General features: G+C 58.4%; 16 protein-coding genes. 12 read left to right on the top strand and 4 right to left on the bottom strand.

All coding sequences use genetic code 11. From position 1 onward, the window contains the following. Positions 1–57: 57 nt before the first annotated feature. From ACIPUD_RS36505 to ACIPUD_RS36490, 4 genes are all read left to right on the top strand, one after another. On the top strand, positions 58–804 hold the full coding sequence (locus ACIPUD_RS36505) for a haloacid dehalogenase type II (protein WP_446482591.1): 747 nt from the start codon (positions 58–60) through the stop codon (positions 802–804). 22 nt (positions 805–826) lie between these two features. Beyond that, complete coding sequence (locus ACIPUD_RS36500) at positions 827–1,903, top strand: hypothetical protein (RefSeq protein WP_446482590.1); 1,077 nt, start codon at positions 827–829, stop codon at positions 1,901–1,903. Next, positions 1,900–2,142, top strand: coding sequence for a DUF2798 domain-containing protein (locus ACIPUD_RS36495; RefSeq protein ID WP_446482589.1), 243 nt, complete (start codon positions 1,900–1,902; stop codon positions 2,140–2,142). Before ACIPUD_RS36500 ends, ACIPUD_RS36495 begins: the two co-directional genes overlap by 4 nt. A gap of 545 nt (positions 2,143–2,687) precedes the next feature. Beyond that, the gene (locus ACIPUD_RS36490; RefSeq protein WP_446482588.1) at positions 2,688–3,269 is read left to right on the top strand and encodes a DoxX family protein; all 582 of its coding nucleotides are present in this window, start codon (positions 2,688–2,690) and stop codon (positions 3,267–3,269) included. A 474-nt stretch (positions 3,270–3,743) separates the two neighbouring features. Here the strand turns inward: ACIPUD_RS36490 and ACIPUD_RS36485 are convergent, their stop codons facing one another. Continuing rightward, positions 3,744–4,070 carry a DUF3551 domain-containing protein gene (locus ACIPUD_RS36485; protein ID WP_446482622.1) on the bottom strand — a complete coding sequence of 109 codons (327 nt, stop codon included), beginning with the start codon at positions 4,068–4,070 and terminating at the stop codon, positions 3,744–3,746. A gap of 537 nt (positions 4,071–4,607) precedes the next feature. Between ACIPUD_RS36485 and ACIPUD_RS36480 the strand changes: the two genes are divergently transcribed. Then, positions 4,608–5,927 (top strand): porin, encoded by a 1,320-nt coding sequence (locus ACIPUD_RS36480; protein ID WP_446482587.1) that lies wholly within the window; start codon positions 4,608–4,610, stop codon positions 5,925–5,927. A 1,273-nt stretch (positions 5,928–7,200) separates the two neighbouring features. Further along, the gene (locus ACIPUD_RS36475) at positions 7,201–7,653 is read left to right on the top strand and encodes a hypothetical protein (RefSeq protein ID WP_446482586.1); all 453 of its coding nucleotides are present in this window, start codon (positions 7,201–7,203) and stop codon (positions 7,651–7,653) included. A gap of 656 nt (positions 7,654–8,309) precedes the next feature. On the opposite strand, the gene ACIPUD_RS36470 is transcribed toward ACIPUD_RS36475, so the two are convergent. Both ACIPUD_RS36470 and ACIPUD_RS36465 read right to left on the bottom strand, forming a co-directional pair. Then, a complete protein-coding gene (locus ACIPUD_RS36470; RefSeq protein ID WP_446482585.1) occupies positions 8,310–9,686 on the bottom strand; it encodes an ATP-binding protein in 1,377 nt (458 codons plus the stop codon). Beyond that, complete coding sequence (locus ACIPUD_RS36465) at positions 9,683–10,348, bottom strand: response regulator (protein ID WP_446482584.1); 666 nt, start codon at positions 10,346–10,348, stop codon at positions 9,683–9,685. Before ACIPUD_RS36465 ends, ACIPUD_RS36470 begins: the two co-directional genes overlap by 4 nt. A gap of 99 nt (positions 10,349–10,447) precedes the next feature. Here ACIPUD_RS36465 and dsbD point away from each other — a divergent pair, with 99 nt between their 5' ends. The 4 genes from dsbD to ACIPUD_RS36445 all read left to right on the top strand — a co-directional run bounded on the left by dsbD (position 10,448) and on the right by ACIPUD_RS36445 (position 14,368). After that, positions 10,448–12,292: a protein-disulfide reductase DsbD gene (gene dsbD, locus ACIPUD_RS36460; protein WP_446482583.1), complete on the top strand. Its 1,845-nt coding sequence runs from the start codon at positions 10,448–10,450 to the stop codon at positions 12,290–12,292. Between the two features lie 21 nt (positions 12,293–12,313). Next, positions 12,314–12,949 carry a DsbA family protein gene (locus ACIPUD_RS36455; RefSeq protein WP_446482582.1) on the top strand — a complete coding sequence of 212 codons (636 nt, stop codon included), beginning with the start codon at positions 12,314–12,316 and terminating at the stop codon, positions 12,947–12,949. Positions 12,950–13,124: 175 nt separating this feature from the next. After that, positions 13,125–13,634, top strand: coding sequence for a DoxX family protein (locus tag ACIPUD_RS36450; protein WP_446482581.1), 510 nt, complete (start codon positions 13,125–13,127; stop codon positions 13,632–13,634). Between the two features lie 98 nt (positions 13,635–13,732). Then, positions 13,733–14,368 carry an NrsF family protein gene (locus tag ACIPUD_RS36445; protein ID WP_446482580.1) on the top strand — a complete coding sequence of 212 codons (636 nt, stop codon included), beginning with the start codon at positions 13,733–13,735 and terminating at the stop codon, positions 14,366–14,368. Positions 14,369–14,729: 361 nt separating this feature from the next. Here ACIPUD_RS36445 and ACIPUD_RS36440 read toward each other — a convergent pair whose 3' ends face one another. Beyond that, on the bottom strand, positions 14,730–15,359 hold the full coding sequence (locus ACIPUD_RS36440) for a TetR/AcrR family transcriptional regulator (protein ID WP_446482579.1): 630 nt from the start codon (positions 15,357–15,359) through the stop codon (positions 14,730–14,732). Positions 15,360–15,565: 206 nt separating this feature from the next. Between ACIPUD_RS36440 and ACIPUD_RS36435 the strand changes: the two genes are divergently transcribed. Together ACIPUD_RS36435 and ACIPUD_RS36430 are read left to right on the top strand one after the other, a co-directional pair. Beyond that, on the top strand, positions 15,566–16,501 hold the full coding sequence (locus tag ACIPUD_RS36435) for an alpha/beta fold hydrolase (protein WP_446482578.1): 936 nt from the start codon (positions 15,566–15,568) through the stop codon (positions 16,499–16,501). Continuing rightward, the gene (locus ACIPUD_RS36430; RefSeq protein ID WP_446482577.1) at positions 16,498–16,899 is read left to right on the top strand and encodes a hypothetical protein; all 402 of its coding nucleotides are present in this window, start codon (positions 16,498–16,500) and stop codon (positions 16,897–16,899) included. The genes ACIPUD_RS36435 and ACIPUD_RS36430 overlap by 4 nt, the downstream gene beginning before the upstream one ends. The last annotated feature ends 314 nt before the right edge of the window (positions 16,900–17,213 follow it).

Genomic DNA, 17,213 nt, shown 5'->3' with positions numbered 1-17,213 from the left:
ACCCCTCCATGAGCCCGTGCGAAGCAGAGCCCACATTCCACAACGAGAGCGAAACCAGTGACCATCAAAGCAGTTGTTTTCGACGCATACGGTACCCTTTACGACATCCAGTCAGTTGCCTCGATCACCGACGCGGCATTTCCGGGCTACGGAGAAATGATCACGCAGATCTGGCGCATCAAGCAGCTCGAATACACCTGGTTACGATCTTTGATGCGTCGCTATGACGATTTTTCAGTCATTACCCGGGAATCGCTCGGATACTCCTTAAGAACTCTCGGCCTGAAGTACGACAGCAGCGTGTTCGAGCAGATCATGGACAAGTACGTGCACCTCGATCTGTATCCGGACGCCAAGCGGACCCTGACCGAGCTGAAGCAGTACAAGCTCGCCATACTTTCGAATGGGAGCTCGAATATGCTGAACACCCTTGTTCGCAATACCGGATTGGACGCAGTCCTCGACGCAACCATCAGCATCGACTCCAAGCGGATATTCAAGCCGAGCCCAGAAGCTTATTCGCTGATCGAAGATTGCCTCGGCGTCAGGCCCGCGGAGGTTATGTTCGTTTCCTCCAATCCATGGGATGCTGTCGGCGCAAAGTCGTTTGGCTTGAGCACGGTCTGGATTGAACGGGTGTCACCTCAAGCGATGGCAGAAGCCTGCCAGAATAGCGACCTTGTGTCGCCGCTGACGATGTTCAAGGCGCTGCGCATGCAAATGGACGAGCTTGGCGTCGGGCCCGACCATCGAGTGGTCGGACTCTCGGCGCTTCCCGAGATCCTTTCGTCGGTGTCAGCGTAGCTCGAGCTCCAGGAGGTTCACCATGTCCAAGTACAAGATTCTTATCCTGGGTGCATCGTACGGTTCGCTTCTCGCGTCGAAGATCCTCTTCGGGGGCCATTCCGTGAAGCTGGTTTGCTTGCCGGCGGAGGCGGATCTCATCAATTCCGAAGGATTCCGTGTCAGGATTCCAGTTCGCGGCCGAAGCGAACAGGTCGAACTCGATTCGCGGCGTTTGCCTGGCCGAGTGTCAGCAGCCGGAGCGGCAGAGGTCGATCCGGGAGAATTCGACCTTATCGGTTTAGCGATGCAGGAGCCGCAATACGGCTCGCCGGGCGTCAGAGAGCTTCTGACAGCTATTGCGATGTCTCGTGTGCCCTGCATGTCCATCATGAACATGCCTCCACTTCCTTATATGAGGCGCATTCCGGGACTGAACTCTGAACTGCTGAGGCCTGCGTATACAACCCCGGTTGCGTGGGATGATTTCGATCCGGCGACGGTGACGCTCTGCAGCCCAGACCCACAGGCTATAAGGCCACCCGAGGAGAAGGTAAACGTGCTTCAAGTTACGCTGCCGACAAATTTCAAGGTCGCACGCTTCGACGTGGAAAAGGGAAACAAGATCCTGCGACAGTTACAGCAGGAAATCGATGACGCGCGGTTCGATACGCCAGAAGGCCGGATTGAGTTGCCGGTGAAGCTACGGTTCTACGATTCTAAGTTCGTTCCCCTGGCGAAATGGGCGATGCTAATGGCCGGCAACTATCGTTGCGTTACTGAACGCGGGACGCGGACCGCGCGGGACGCTGTCCATTCGGACCTCGAAACGTCGCGCTCCATCTATGAATTTGTGCTCGATGTGTGCGTGAGTATTGGCGCCTCGCGTGAGGATTTGGTTAGCTTCGAGAAGTACGCAGCCGCCGCCGACAACCTATCGCGTCCGGCCTCAGCGGCTCGTGCGTTGGATAATGGCGCGTCTAACATCGAACGGGCGGACAAACTGGTTCAGCTTGTCGCGAGACAAAAGGGCATGTGTCATCCTGTCCTCGAGGAAATTGTAGCCCTAGTCGATCGACGGCTGGAGGCCAATCGGAAATCAAAAGTCGCCGCGGCATGACAATGTCTCTTGTGCCGAGGCTCTCCCGCAAGCATGAGCACTTCCTGTTCGGAATAATCCAGTCCGGCCTTACAGCGGGGATTGCGTCGGGTATAGCAAATGGTCACCTTGTCAAGGAAGGCACGTTTGTTCTCAATTGGATCGCGTCCTGGTTCACATCCTGGATCGTGATGGTGCCGATTGTGCTGTTCGCCGCGCCGGCAATTCGTCGATTAGTGACTTTAGTGACCCACGACTAAGCGGGCAGAGCATCAATTAGCGGGCGCCCGTTCATTGCTTGCGACGCTGCCGTCTACGGGAGCTCACGAACCGGCGCATCTCGCCGACGCCCCGGAGCGCGGTGCGGGATTGCAGTGCTGGTCTCATCGACTGTGAGGCCGCCATTCCTCGCTAAGCGGCTGGTCCTTGCCGGCTGCGCGATATGTTGAGACTGCAGGTGGCCAGCGCGAATCGCTCGAACCGCCAGAGTGGCGCCGCGGGCCCATTCTCCATCGTGCGATCGGGCGCCCTTAAGATTCGCTTAAGGTAGTGTGCTTCTCGTGGTTCGGGCAAACAGCTGAAGGAAAGCGCATCATGCGGCATGCCCTGTGCCCCCGCGGTTGCTCTCTGCGCATTTTCACCAGCGTTCTGGTCGCGCGTCGGCAACGGCATCACACCCGACGTGCTCGTCCATTGCCCTCTCGACAGCGACGCTCCGCGAGGAAGCCGTCGCGGCGCTCGGGAGCGTGAGCTGCGTTCGTCACTGACGAGCGGCTACATTTCGCACAGAAACGAAAGAGAAGTTATGACTAAATCGAAAATGACCTACGGGAACACGGAAGCCACTGGCAGCCGTATCGGTCCAATCCTCGCGGTATTCCAACCGTTGCTCTCTTGCTCGGTGGGCCGCTGGGCGCCACTACCGTTACGTCTGATCGTTGGGTACGGATTTGCCGCGCATGGCTTTGCAAAGCTGTTCCGCGGCGGCGATAATTTCACGGGAATTCTGCATGCGATGGGACTGCCCATGCCGCACGTATTTGCCTGGTTAACGATCGTAACGGAGATCGTCGGAGGAATTTGTGTCCTGCTGGGCGCGCTGCTTCCCATCGTCAGCATTCCAATGGCCATTGTGTTGCTGGTTGCTATCTTCACTGTCCATCTGCCCTATGGGTTCTCGTCGATAAAGCTTCAGGCGATAACTCCCGATGGTGCGCACTTTGGCCAACCGGGGTATGAAACGGATCTGCTTTACCTGGCCGGCCTTGCAGTGCTTGTCCTTGGTGGTTCTGGACCCTTCGCAATCGACAACTGGCTGCTGCGTCGGTTGGCTGCTGCCTCTGGCGCGGTCAGCGGCGTCCCTGGCAAGGCCGATCTCGATGCGTAAGTTCGCTTCTCCAAGTGTGCGCTACCTGTGCGAGGCGCTCACTTGGTCGATATCCCTTTTCCATCCACCGTTTCCAGTGTGTCCGACAGTAGCTCGCCCAGGTGCGTTCGGAGGAAAAGCCACCCAAAGGGGGTTACGCGCTCCGGCGGGTGGGGTGGGGATGTGCCTAGTTGGTGAAAAATATCAACCATATGCGCGGACCGGCATCTGGAGCAGAGCGGCACCTCCGATGTGCGAACTTGCTGGCGAGCCCTCAACTGCGGGCGGCCGCTCCTAGCCGACAGGTCCCAAGTTCAACGGGGATTTCCGCTCGAGCCCTGTCGTTTGCAAGCCTCTGTCTGCCGGGAATCGCGCTTCCGCGGAGGCTGTCCGCGGAAGGTTGTTCGATGTGGCTCGATGTGGAGCCGCCCAGCCGCATCGTTCGGTTCGACTAAGCTGCGGCTGGGCGGTATCCTGGGAATTACGCTGTTGCGGTCACCTCGCTTCTCTGCGGCTTGGTTTCTTATCGGCGGCGTGTGACGGCGCTCGAGCAACCGGACTCGGGTTCTCGATGCATTGATAGGCGGTTCCAGAGGCTGTCCGCAGGCATTGCTCGCGCGTGGCGAAATCGCACTGCACCGCCCCCTCTCGCTCGGTGCACCAGGTATATTCTGCGCCATAAGCCGGTTGGGGAATAATCGGACTAAACCCGCCAAGGTTGGCGGCGGCAGTGACGACGAGCGGCAGCGCGATGGTTCGAAGGCGCTTAAGCGTTCGCTTGATGGAGGTCGTGGTATTTTTGTAGCGACTTGTTTGGAGCATCTTTCCCTCTTGTTCGCCAAACGCGATTGGCGTCGAGAATGTTTGCTCGCGCAGCTTAAGCCGAACTGAAGGCGCGATCGCCTTCCTCGGCCGCTTGATGTCTCGCTCACAATGAACTGCGAGTCCGGGCAACCGCGGCGCAGCCTGCCAATGCTTCCAGTGTTAGCGCAGCTTTCCACTACCGAGGTGAGGCCCCCGCGCGCTGGCATAAGCTTCAGGCTGGCTTAAGTTACGACGCGAACTTGCCTCTCGGAGCGACGGGCGTGGGTTTCCTCGATTCGTCATGGAGCCTGTCGCCCGTCCACATTGGGAGGCATTGCCGTGAGAGCTATGATAACTACAGCCGTCATTCTTGGATTTACGACTGCGACCAGCGCTGCCGAGCCTCCTAAGGTCTCATTGGAGGAGCTCTCAGCTCGGCAGAAGGCGGTAAACAACGAATCGGATGGACTGCAGAAGCGACAAAGAACGGTCGGCACTCGAGTTCGGAAACCTGCGTCTGGGACGAAGTCGGGGCTGCCGGCGAACGCGTTGCTAGTGAGTAAAAATTCAAAAATGCCCACAGATGATAGCCTGACTTGGCATGGCATCACACTGTATGGGCAAATCGATGGGGGACTGACCTATCTGAGTCACGGTGCACCGTTGAGCCCCACCGCAGGGACCGGCGTGAACTATCTGATTGCGAAAAACAGCAACAGATCGTATTTCGGCTTTGGCGCCAATGGATTTGCGGGCTCGTACATCGGTCTAAAAGGAAAGCAGGACATCGCCGGTGATCTCGCCGCCGTATTCAAGCTTGAAACCGCTTTCAATCCGCAGTCGGGCCTGCTTTCCGATGGACTGCGGTCCATAGTGCAGAACAATGGCGTGCCGATCGACAGGCAAAACTCGTTTGCCGATTCCGCCAAAGCCGGCCAGGCTTTCAATGTGGCGGCTTACGGAGGTCTGAACTCTCCCACCTACGGCACATTGACATACGGGCGGCAAGCCGCTTTGACTTCCGAGGCTGTAGCAGCCTACGATCCGATGGCAAACTCAAGTGCTTTCTCGGTCGTTGGCTATCAGGGGGCCACTGGCGGCGGCGGCGACACTGAAAACCGGATCCTGGACAATTCACTCAAGTACGCTTCGAGCTTTGGTCCGGTGCGTGGAGCAGTTCAAGCACAGATTGGATCAGGCCCTAATGCAGGTCGTCGCAGCGCAGTGCAGGCGCAGGTGGGTGGGGGTTATCTGGGTCTGTCCGTGGATGCGATCTTCAGTCAGGTCGATGGCGCGGTCTCGGCGAGTCCGCTGCCATTTCCACTTCCCAATGGGCTGCCGACCAATGTCGGGAATGGGCTTGTTGCCGCGACGGTCTCTGATAATACGAGCTACATGTTCGTTGCAAAGTACGCCACCGGTCCAGTCAAGTTCTTCGGGGGGTATGAGCACATCCAGTTCGCGAATCCAAAAACACCGCTAAACCCAGGCGATTTCATCTCCGGCGGCTATGCGATTGGGAGCGTGTCCAACAACAGCTTTAGTACCGACAGAGTGCTTCAGATATTTTGGACCGGGGCGACATACGAAGCCAGATCGGACCTCGATCTGAAACTCGCCTATTATCACGAAGAGCAGAATAGTTATCGGGGAGCCCCAGGACCCAACTTCAATGCCGGGCGCTGTTCGAATGCCCGCCTAGCGCAATGCAGTGGCCAGCTCGACGCGCTGTCGTTCTTGATGGACTACAAATACTCGAAACATATGGATGTCTACGCCGGCATAATGTGGTCGCAAGTGTCGAACGGCTTGGCTTCGGGATTTCTTCAGAGGTCTACGATCGATCCGACCGTAGGGCTCCGATATCGTTTTTGAAGTGTCGCGCATCAATTCATAGAGCGCTCAGCATTAATGGAAGCTGTCTCCCCATTCTCCGGTTGACGGCTCTCGATGAAGTGCTGGGCGTTGGGCGTTTCCGAGGCGGTCAACACTAGCAGGAATGGGGATCACTGCGAGGCGGTCGATATCTCATATTCTCGCAGGGGGAATGCCTGGATCGTGCTCCCCGCGTCTGGCGGATCGTAAGGCGACGCTCGCTCCCCATTTTCGATCGCTGATTCGGCGCGTTTGATGCGCGACCAGGCATAAAAAACGCTCGGGCGGAGAGGAAAGATGCGCCTCAAGACATGGACGCGCAGTGCGCCCTTGGCGTTAATTTGGACGGAGATCGCCGCGGAAAGTGTGACGCGGCCGCTAAGTCTTTTCAGGTCATAGACTCTCGCTGGCACAGAATATCTAGAGATTGTCGAGGCTAGAGCCGTCGATCCGGTCACGCCCCAGCGGGAGTACAGCGAGTGGAGGAGACGAGGTTTGGATTGCTGCGAGCGTGGGGGCGTCCATGTTCTTAAGAACAGCGCCAGGAGGTCCGCGCCGACTTGCTGGAGGCCGGGGCTGAGATTCGAACCCATCATCGAGGTCGATCTGATTACTCCGATATTACGGACGTCTGCGGTTTGCCAGCGGTTGTTGAGCGCCGGCATCCTGACTCATGATCGGGCGTCGCGCTCGGCGGTACCTTTCAAAACAACTTATGATGTCGCTGGCGGTCTGCCGCCACTGGGAGGAAGGCGTACGCATTATGGCGGAATGACTCTGGACGCCGGCGACGCGCGGGTCGCACGCCCCCCAACCATGAGAGAACGGGTAAGCCGTAGGCGCGCTCGTGGTCGAGGATATGACTGACGTGCCTCTTAGATGATCATTGAAGTCGAGCGCTGTCCGTCCCGTGCACCAATTAGAACATCAGCGCCGGGTTCGCAAACTTCTCCCCGCTTAGGCGCCATTGCCGCCGGTTGAAACATGACGTCCTTCATTACGAGCAGCTTTTATGATCCCCGTGTTCGCACTATCGATACTCAGTTCGCTATCGCGGACTGTTGAATTGCTTCCAGGTAAGACGACTAGCATCAAGGGGTCGCACCGCCGAGTGCGCCTGCTCACGATAAGCTTCCCTTAAGGTGAAGGTCCTTCCTGTACCCGCGAAGGCAAGCGTCTAGCCTTTCCTAGGCTCGGCAGTTCGCAACCGACGGGCGACATCTCCATGATGATCCGATCCGCTATGATCCCTTCCAGTAATGGACCCCGACAAATGTCGCCCAAACAGACCGCGCCAAACGACGAGATTTCGCTGAATCAGATTGTTCGTGTCCTCGGGCGCGCAGGCCTTGCTATGGCGGGCGCAATGGGCGGCACATTCGTTGCCGCCCAGCTCGCGAGGGCGAGTGAGGCGTTCAATTCTGAGGGAATCATAGCCCTGACGATTCTTCTGGGAACGGTCGCTTTCTATTTTGGTATCGATGTTCCGCGGCAGGGGCAATTTCAAGCGTCGGCTGATAGAGGCACGATCGACAAGGTTGATTTGCTCAGCGCGACGGGAACATTCCTCGCGGCTCTCTGCGCTCTTATCTCGGTCTATGCATTGGTGTTCGACGAGGACCTGCGATCCGGCTGGGCCGTGACATTGGGCTTCTCATGGGGGCTTGGAATCGCAATGCAGATCGGCGCCGGCTTTGTCGGACGGGCGCGTCGAATAGCATTATGAATCGTCACAGATGGAGCGATCAGGACTGCAGGGCCGAGTTCACCATTGGACGGCGGGAAGCTTTGTCCGATTTTGTCAGGAAGTTATAGCGCGGTCGGCGAAAAGCCGACGGGCTTGGTTTTCTGTCTCTAGCCGAAGCACTTCGAGCCTAATTGCGGCTCAGCTTTCGAACATGAGCAGGCCAATCTTGGCCAGACCCGAGTTGACGAAAAATCCGTCTTGTCATCGGCACTTCAATGGGTGAAGGCGGCGCTGTGCAGGTGATTTGTGTCATGGCCTTGGAACTTACGACGGGGGCGCGAGATCGTGACCAGATAGAGGGCAAAGCCACTGGTTGGTGCTGCGCCTCAAGTACGCCTTCATCGGCGCGGCCGAATAAGCGATGGCCTAGGACTTCACGCGGTGTCAGGCACGGGTCAAGTCTGCTTGCGGCTGCGGCTGACGTCAGTTCTCCCGACTGATGGAAGGTAGGCACAACAGCCTTACTCGCGAAAGAAAAGCCGGCCAACGTGCAACGTGACGATACAATGCTGGTGAGATCTCAGCCGACGTCCATACTGAAGCCGTTTAACTCCTGGACAAGCTTGCCAGCGCCGGAGGCATTTTCAGCCATGGGCATAAGCCGCGAACGTGCTGTGCCGGTAGTGCATGAGAGCTCAGGCTGAGGCAACGGGCCGGAGCGTTGTCAAGAGACGGGGATGGTGCGGCCACAGCAATTCCGCGCGCAAGCCACATGTGTCCATCCGGTTGCGCAGGCGCAGCCGCGCACCTCCAGCCTCCACCGCTAGGGTGGCGATTGAGAGGCCTAGGCCGCTTCCAAGGGCTGTCTTGTTGCGTCCACGAAAGAAACGTTTGGTGATCAGCTCGAGCTCGTCTTCGGGAACGCCAGGCCCGCTGTCCTCGATGAACACCAGAGTTCCTTCCTTGGTGGTTTCCGCTGACCAGCGAATGGAACCACGTTGCGGCATATGGCGCACGGCATTCTCGTGCAAATTCCGGATGGCGAGGAGCAGGGCGTCCCGATCGGTCAGTACAATGAAGCTTCGCAAGATTGGATCGACGGCGACATCCGCATCTTGGTCGGACGGCGGCAAGTTGCGGATGACCTCTTGCACGACATCGCCGATGCTTACCGGCGCCATCCGCGTTTCCCGGTCCGAATCCAGTTTTGCGATCGCCAACAGTTGTCGGACGAGCCGGCTGGTCCGGTCCACAGAGAACACTAATTGATGTAATGCTGCCTCCCGAATGCGCTGGTCCGGAGCGGTCATTGCGATCTGGGCTTGGGTCCGCAGGCCCGCCAGAGGCGTGCGGAGTTCGTGCGCCGCAAAGGCTGTTATATCTCTCTCGTGGCGCAACGCGTCTCTTACTTTCCCGAAAAGATTGTTCAAGGAAACAACCACAGGCCGAATTTCAGCCGGAATGTTGGCCGTCGTCACCGGGGTCATATCGTCGGCGTTGCGATGCTTTAGATCCCCGGCAAGGTCTTGGAGAGGTCGGAGGCCGCGGTTAAGGCTCGCCCAGATGAGAAGTGCAAGGAGCGGAATTGTCAGGAGCATGGGGGCGGCCAGCCCCTTCAAGATGTCGGTGACGAAGGCCTCCCGTAAACCTAGGCGATCGCCCACGAGAACACGGACGTTCTTTATCGGATCCTCGGCCGTGAATACCCGCCATGTTTCCCCCTTGATGGTACGTTCCGAAAAGCCAGTTCGGGTGTCGCTGAGACTTTCGCTCGGCGCACCGCTGGATCGAGCCACCAGGCGACCATCAAGCGACCAGATCTGGCAGGAGAGCTGGCGTTCGTAAGTCAGGTGATCGACGGCGTGATTAGTTCCGGCATCCTTTTCAAGTGAGCCGATACCGTTGCTCGAGGCGAGAGATAGGACCACCCGTGCAGCTTCTTGAAGACGTGAGTCGAGAACGTTCTCGACTTCTCTCGTCGTCCCTACATAAACCCAACACGTAGCGGCAATCCAGATAACGCCAGTTGCGGCAACAAGAATGACAAACAGCCTGTGCTTAAGGGAGTTCATGATGTTGTGGGCCTCATCCGATAGCCAATGCCACGGAGCGTTTCGATCCTAGCTCGTCCAATCTTTGTGCGCAGCTTATGGACGTGAACTTCTACGGTGTTGCTTTCGATGTCTTCCTGCCAACCATAGAGGCGCGCCTCCAGATCGTTCTTTGATAAGACGACGCCGGGGCGATCCATGAGAGCCGATAGGATGGCGAATTCCCGACGCGATAGGCTGACCTCCGTACCATCGATCGTGGCCGTCAATCGGGCAAGGTCAAGCGTTACACCGTTGTGGAACAGGAAAGATGTCGCGCGTCCTTCCTGCCGCCGGCCGATTGCACGAACCCGGGCCGCGAGCTCGTCCAAATCAAAGGGTTTGCCGAGATAGTCGTCAGCGCCGACGTCCAATCCCTTGATTCGATCTGAAACCTCGTCCAGTGCAGTGAGTAGAAGCACGGGAATACGATGCCCCTGGGCGCGCAAGGAGGCCAGCAACTCTAAGCCCGATCCATCTGGAAGCATGATGTCGAGAACGACCGCGTCAAAAGCATCGACGGCGAGGGCTGCTTGTCCGTCCGCACAGCTCGAAACGACGTCGAGTGTAGCTCCATAGAGACCGAGGCCGACCTTCAGGCCGTCCGCGAGCACCGCATCGTCCTCCACGACCAGAATGCGCATGAAAGCCGCTTCCTTTCCTGAATTCGCGTCGGCCGGGAACCTTAAGGCTGACTTAAGGTAGCGACGTCACATGGCCCCTGTTCGTTCGGAAGGGTCTCCATGCCATACGGTCGCATTCTCGGATTTGTTACCTTGGCTCTCGCTTGGGCCGCTGGCGCCTCGCTCGGTGGGGCCGCTGACATCACGCCTCCCGATCAGGCCTTTCAATTCCGCGTCCAACGGACAGATGAGGGCGGCCTGCGGATCGGCTGGTCCATCGCGCCCGGACATTATCTTTACCGCGATCGAATCACCGCTGTCGTGGGGGGACGGACCATCGCGATCGAAACCGAGCCGGGGGAGCCCAAAGATGATCCCAATTTCGGTCCGACTGAGGTCTACCACGCATCCGCAACCGGGATCGTGGCGCCCGAGCTGCTGTCAAGCAATGGCATTCTGATCGTCACCTATCAGGGCTGCGCCGAGAACGTGATCTGCTACCCGCCTGTTTCAAAAGCCGTCGAGCTGTCCTCGATGTTGGTCAGCGACTCACCCCAAGAGGTGTCGGGGGCTTCTCCTCCCGAGCAGCACTCAACCAAGAGTTCGCTCGCTTTCGCGCCGCCCATCGCTGCGGCAACGAGCGGCCTCGAAACAGAATCGGAAGCCTTGTACAGCACAGGACTTCTCTCGACGCTATTTGCGTTTCTTGGCTTCGGGATGCTTCTTTCGTGCACGCCATGCGTGTTTCCCATGATTCCCATTGTGTCGGGTATGCTGGCGCGGGCCGACGGTGTGCTTTCCTTCGAGCGCAGCTTCGTCTTGTCAACCGCCTATGTTTTGGCGATGGCGACGGCTTATAGCGCGCTGGGCGTCTTTGCGGCCTGGTCAGGCGAGAATCTCCAAGCCTTCCTGCAGACCCCTGCTGCCATCATCGCGATGAGCTTGGTTTTCGTAGCGCTTTCTCTTTCCATGTTCGGACTCTACGAGCTTCAATTGCCGCAATCCTGGACGGCAAGAGTTGCTGGTGCTGCCGGAAGCAAAGGATCCGTCGGCGGCTCGGCCGCCCTCGGATTTGGTTCCGCTCTCATTGTGGGACCCTGCGTGACGCCGCCCCTGGCGGCCGCTCTGGTCTATGTCGCTCAGACCGGCCAAGTGATGCGTGGTTCCCTCGCCTTGTTCGCGCTTGGTCTCGGAATGGGCCTTCCGCTGATCGCGTTCGGCATCTTGGGAGCGAGGGTACTCCCACGCTCGGGCGCGTGTCTCATGCGCGTCAAGCACATCTTCGGGTTCGTATTCCTCGCACTCACCATCTGGATGCTTTCGCGTGTCGTGGCGGTGCGGCTTGTGGGGCTGGCGTGGGGCGCGTTGTTTCTGGTACTGGGAGTCTATTGTGTTTCGACTTTGGTTTTGTCCCAGCGTCGAAGGGTGGCGCACGTCGCAGCAGCGGTCATCGGCGCCTTGAGCATTGTTTACGGTGGAGCGCTCGCGGCAGGAGCAGGCGCCGCGAACTCTGAGCTGCTCCGGCCGCTGACCGCGCTCGGACTTGTGAGCGGCGCGGCCATCGCGGAGCAGGCCGACGGCATTCACGTTGCCACAAACAATTTTCAGATCGTCACAAGCGGAGCTGGTCTCGACAGCGCGATCGATGTTGCCCGGAAACAGGGCAGAATTGTCATGATCGACTTTTCCGCCGAGTGGTGCACCGAGTGCAAGCTAATGGATCGCATCGTCTTCTCGCAGGAGGTCGTGCGGCGCGCCTTTCGTGGGCTGCTCCTCATCCGCGCAGATCTCACCCATCTCGATCGGGACAGCAAGGCCTTAATGAATCGCTTCGGGGTTGTGGGGCCGCCGACCATCGTCTTCCTCAGTCCGGAAGGCCGCGAAATTCAGGAAACCCGGATCGTGGGTGATGTCGGCGTCGCTGGCTTCCTCAGCAAATTGGCCAAAGCTATTCGAGCCGAGTAACTAACATTAAGGAGAATTCGCTTGATCAACGCCATGTCGCGCACGCAGTTTTTGCGTCTCGCCGCTCTCTCGGCAACCGTTCTGGTACTGCCTTCCGCCGTATTTGCCGATGGCGATGAAATCACGCGGGACATGATTTTGAACGACCCGGAAACGCCCACGGGCGGCAACCCCAATGGCGAGCTCACCGTTGTCGACTTTTTTGACTACAACTGCCCCTACTGTAAAGCGGCGGCGAAAAGCCTCGAGAAGGTCGTCAAGGCCGATGGCAATATTCGCCTCGTTTACAAGGATTGGCCGATCCTGCACCCTACCTCCATCATCGGCGCGCGCCTCGCCCTCGCTGCGAAATATCAGCGTAAATACCTGCTCGTTCATCATGCGTTGATGGAAATCCCGGGTTATGGCATCGAACAAGCAAAGATGATCGAAGCCGCGCGCGGAACCGGCATCGATGCCGCGCGACTGGAGTCCGATATGACGACGCACGCCGACGATATCGCGCGGCTGGTTAAGCGAAATCTGGACATTGCAGAATCAATTGGCTTTCAGGGCACGCCGGGCTTTCTCGTCGGCGCGTTCAAGGTCAACCAAGCTTTGAACGAGCAGGGCTTCATGCGTGTAGTCGCCGACGCGCGGGCCCGTCAGAAAGGCTAGGTGGTGAGTCGCGCCGTCGGCCATCCGCAGCGGCTGGTTCTCTTTGCCTGTGCCCTCCAGGCAAATTGATGAACAACCTCTGGTCTCAGAACCGAAGCACCCGGAACCGCTTAAGGCTGGCTTAAGGTAAGGGGGTCCATCTGGCGTGGCGATGTCACACCCAAAGGAAACAGTAATGGGCCTTCTTGGTCGATCGTCGGAAAAACTGGCGGAATGGGCTCCACTGCCTATTCGCCTCATCATCGGCTACGGCTTCATGGCTCACGGATACGCCAAACTGAGCCGTGGGCCCGAAACCTTTGCTGTCGTACTGCACACTCTGGGTGTTCCTCTGCCCGTCTTAGCAGCATGGGTAACGACGGCCGTCGAAATTGTCGGCGGGGCGGCCGTCTTCTTTGGCGTACTGATACCACTCGCCAGCATTCCGATGGCGGGTGTGCTACTGACAGCGCTGTTCACGGTGCATCTTCCTTACGGCTTCTTCTCGGTCAAGCTGGCAGAAGTGACCGAATCCGGAACTAAATTCGGGCCGGTAGGCTATGAAATTCTGCTGCTCTATCTTGGCGGGTTGTTCACCCTCTCTTTGAGCGGCCCGGGGCGGCTTTCACTTGAACGATGGATCGAGGCCGTAAGCGCTAGCAATGCGCAGCCATCACCACCACCCAGCTCGATGATATCATGGTAACACGGAGCATGATCCGCACGAAGTACAGAACAAAGCAGGTGCCTTCGGATCAATAGATTCGGCGTAATGTGTTCGCTGCAGAACGGCGGGACTTTCCAATGACGACGGACGAGCTAATCAGAGCGCTGGCAGCTGACCGCATCGTCGGACCTCGCCTTCAAACCTCTCTGCAGGTCGCGTTGCTACTGAGTGCGGCCATTGTCGCACTACTGTTCTTTTCTGCTATCGGTCTTCGTGAGGATATCGTGCGGGCCCTTAACACGGCTCGATTTCTCTTCAAGTTCTTCGTCGTCATGCTATTCGCCCTACTTGCCATAGGTGGGATCTTTCGAAGTGCGACACCAGCAGAAACCCACGGGCGGTGGGAGCGGTCACTTGTGGCTCCTACTATAGCGCTGGCCACGGGCGTCTTGTCCGAACTGATCGCCGTTCCAAGCTCGGAATGGATCGCAAGGTTGATCGGATCAAACGCGATCAACTGCATGACCATCATTCCGACCCTCGGCGTCGGACCATTGATCCTGCTTCTTGTCGCGCTGAGGCGGGGCGCTCCTTCCAATGCTGGCCGTAGCGGCGCCCTCGCAGGCTTGGCTGCGAGCGCAATCGCCGCGACCTTCTATGCGACAAGTTGTTTTGATGACAGTCCTCTCTTCGTTGTCACGTGGTATCCGCTCGCGGCGAGTACGCTGGTGCTTGCAGGATATCTGGGAGGGCGATGTTATTTGCGCTGGTAGACACCATCCGCAGAACTGCCCGACTTGTGAGTGACAACGATTGAGCGAGACGTATCACCTTGTGCGGGCACCCGGCATCGAATTGCACTCTCGACTCTACATTGAATAGTGTCGCGCCGAGCGCGCAGACTCCGTGGAGATCGTCGTTACCCAGTCGATCAGTCAACCCTCGTTCCAAGGGGAGAAATGCATCACCTGTGATCACTATCCGCTGCACGCTGGGCTCGCATGCCACTTCCTTTGCAGAGCACGCGCTTGGCGCGACTTCTACGGAGTCCTGCCGTCAGCAGCAGGGCGACATCGTAGGCTCGCAGGTCTCCCTCCGGCAGCGAAGGCTACCCGGTTGTTAGACCCCTTGTGCTCAGTGAGATTTCCGCCGGCGTGCGGCAACCCGAGGAATTGAGGGAACTCCGTCGAGAAGTCCAAAGACGGGCCGCACGAGTCCCTCAAGCAGCTTTCGATCGGGACGGACCCGAGCCAAGACCCTAATGCCGAGGAGAATCGCAAGGAGTGATTTCGAGAGGTCTTCGGCCGAATGATCGCGCGTAACACTGCCCTCGCTCTGGCCCTTCGAAATGCAGCGCATGAAGAAAGCTTCCACTTCGTCCAGAAACGTCGCGACGATGCCGAGAAAGCCGGAATCGTAAGGGGCGCTCTCGATTGCCGAGTTCACCAGCATGCAACCGCGGCGCTGCTTGTCACCGAGCGAACGCTTGATGATTTCTTCCAGAAATGCGGCAATAGCCTCGCGCGGCGGCAAGGCTGGTTCAATGCGCCGTATCCGTTCGCGGAAGGTCTGATCGAGATAGCGGTTCAGGGCTCGGGCATACAGGCCGCGTTTGTCCCCGAATGCGTTGTAGAGGCTCGCGCCCGCGATATTCATTTCATCGGCCAGATCACGCACCGAGGTCGCCTCGTAACCGCGCAGCCAGAAACGTTCGATCGCGGCATCCAACACCGCCCCCTCATCGAATTCGCGCGGCCTTGCCATTTATCGTCAGCCTTCTGCTATGATTAAGCGCCTGATCGCGCGAACCATTTTCCTAGCATGCAGCGCCACATGTTGACAATCGTGGTCATGTGCGCCTTAGCCATCATGATTTTGATCTCGCCCGCTAGCCATTTTAGATCATACGCTCTATAATCAATGGAGACGCGCGCAAACTTTCAGCTTCCCGACAGATCGAAGGAGGAGTCGTGGCCCTTTCACTGGACCACCCGTTGCCGGAAGCGCTTCGCGCTCAATGGCCTTACAAGCCGCGCTATGCGAACGTGAATGGCTGGCGTATGCATTACATCGATGAAGGCGACGGAGATCCGGTGGTCTTGCTGCATGGGAACCCCACCTGGGGTTTCCTGTATCGCGACTTGATTGGGCCGCTGGTCCGTTCCGGGCGACGCGTGATTGTTCCCGACATGATTGGTTTTGGCCTGTCCGAGAAACCAACCCGGGAGCAGGCGCACTCCCTCGATGGGCATGCTGCTAATCTGACCGCTCTGATGCGTCAGCTTGCTCTGCAGCGGATCACGCTGGTTTGCCACGACTGGGGCGGCCCTACCGGACTTTCGTTCGCGATGAATAACCCCAAGCGCGTGCGGGCTCTTACCATCATGAGCACCTGGGCGTGGCCGATGCCGCCGGCCGAGTTTCACACCCGGATCTTTCCCTGGCGCATGATGCACGCTCCGCTCGTCGGTCCCTATCTTCTTGGCAACCACCCCGCGCTTGCCGGACGGGGCGTCTACCTGTCCGTCGTGGATCGTAAGAAATTCGCAAAGCGGGCACAAGCGGCTTACGAGGCGGCGCTGCCGGATTCTGCGTCCCGCCTTCTCACCTGGGTCTGGCCGCGCTGGATTCCCTTGGACGAGAATGCGCGCGCGTATGGACGCTTTCAGTGGCTCGAAGAGAAGCTGTCTCAATCCAAGCTGCCCACCTTGATTATCTGGGGACGTGAAGATGAAGTCTTCGATGTGGCCACTTTTTGCTACCGGTTCAAAAAAATGATGCCCCATGCCGAAGGTCCGATTCTTGTGACGGGCCGCCACTTCCTGCAAGAAGATTCCGGTCCCGAAATCGCAGATCTCATTCGCCACTTTCTGAATCGCCTCGATAAGGAGGGAGGCAAACGATGACCGAAGTTACGATCATCGGAAAGCCGGATCTGCACGGGAAACGGCTATCCTTTGCCTTGGCGGAGGATCGTGTCGCGCACTATCCCGAGTTCCGCGAGTTCTTTGTCCGGACGTTCGAGCTGGATCGGAAGGGCCTAGCTGATCCGGGCTTTGTCCAGGCGCCGTCCGGACTTGCCTACGCGCTTGTTTTCATTGGGCGCAGCGGCGAGCCGTTCCCATCGGGGGTCGAAATCCATACAATCGTGGAGGCGCTCGAGCCCCTGGACGGCGCGACGCTCGACCGCGATCTGTGGGCTATTCTCCGCTGGATGATCGAAGGGGTGGGCGCTCCCTGGACGGTCGAGGACTTCGATCGCACGGGGCGACTCTATCGCGTGCCGGCGGCGCCGCCCGTCTGAGGACGAACCATGAGGGTTGCCGCAAGCGTACTATCAGCGGTCCTAGTGTATGAAATGCCGCGCTTTCCACCGTCCACGCCGTCCTCGCGCAAATCTCAAGCGTTACGACGTGAAAAGGAACTGTGGAAGCATGAACGAGGTACTCCGCCCATCGACCACGCGCGTCCGAAAATGAAGGCGCCCAGATTAGAACTGAGCATCAACGTTCGTCGCTTTTGGTGCGCACCAGGTCGAGATGCTGCCCAGAAGCCCGAAGCGCTCGGGATCAGACGGGCGCGGCACTCCAGATCAGCCATTCGCAAGCAGTATCCAAC

It is taken from the genome of Bradyrhizobium sp. CAR08 (assembly GCF_052871955.1).
This window is presented reverse-complemented; position numbering and strand designations above follow the sequence as displayed.

Coding starts and splice junctions, on each gene's coding strand:
- ACIPUD_RS36500 (WP_446482590.1), top strand. CDS start 827: ATGTCCAAGTACAAGATTCTTATCCTGGGTGCATCGTACGGTTCGCTT.
- ACIPUD_RS36495 (WP_446482589.1), top strand. CDS start 1,900: ATGACAATGTCTCTTGTGCCGAGGCTCTCCCGCAAGCATGAGCACTTC.
- ACIPUD_RS36490 (WP_446482588.1), top strand. CDS start 2,688: ATGACTAAATCGAAAATGACCTACGGGAACACGGAAGCCACTGGCAGC.
- ACIPUD_RS36485 (WP_446482622.1), bottom strand. CDS start 4,070: ATGCTCCAAACAAGTCGCTACAAAAATACCACGACCTCCATCAAGCGA.
- ACIPUD_RS36475 (WP_446482586.1), top strand. CDS start 7,201: ATGTCGCCCAAACAGACCGCGCCAAACGACGAGATTTCGCTGAATCAG.
- ACIPUD_RS36470 (WP_446482585.1), bottom strand. CDS start 9,686: ATGAACTCCCTTAAGCACAGGCTGTTTGTCATTCTTGTTGCCGCAACT.
- ACIPUD_RS36465 (WP_446482584.1), bottom strand. CDS start 10,348: ATGCGCATTCTGGTCGTGGAGGACGATGCGGTGCTCGCGGACGGCCTG.
- dsbD (WP_446482583.1), top strand. CDS start 10,448: ATGCCATACGGTCGCATTCTCGGATTTGTTACCTTGGCTCTCGCTTGG.
- ACIPUD_RS36450 (WP_446482581.1), top strand. CDS start 13,125: ATGGGCCTTCTTGGTCGATCGTCGGAAAAACTGGCGGAATGGGCTCCA.
- ACIPUD_RS36445 (WP_446482580.1), top strand. CDS start 13,733: ATGACGACGGACGAGCTAATCAGAGCGCTGGCAGCTGACCGCATCGTC.
- ACIPUD_RS36440 (WP_446482579.1), bottom strand. CDS start 15,359: ATGGCAAGGCCGCGCGAATTCGATGAGGGGGCGGTGTTGGATGCCGCG.
- ACIPUD_RS36430 (WP_446482577.1), top strand. CDS start 16,498: ATGACCGAAGTTACGATCATCGGAAAGCCGGATCTGCACGGGAAACGG.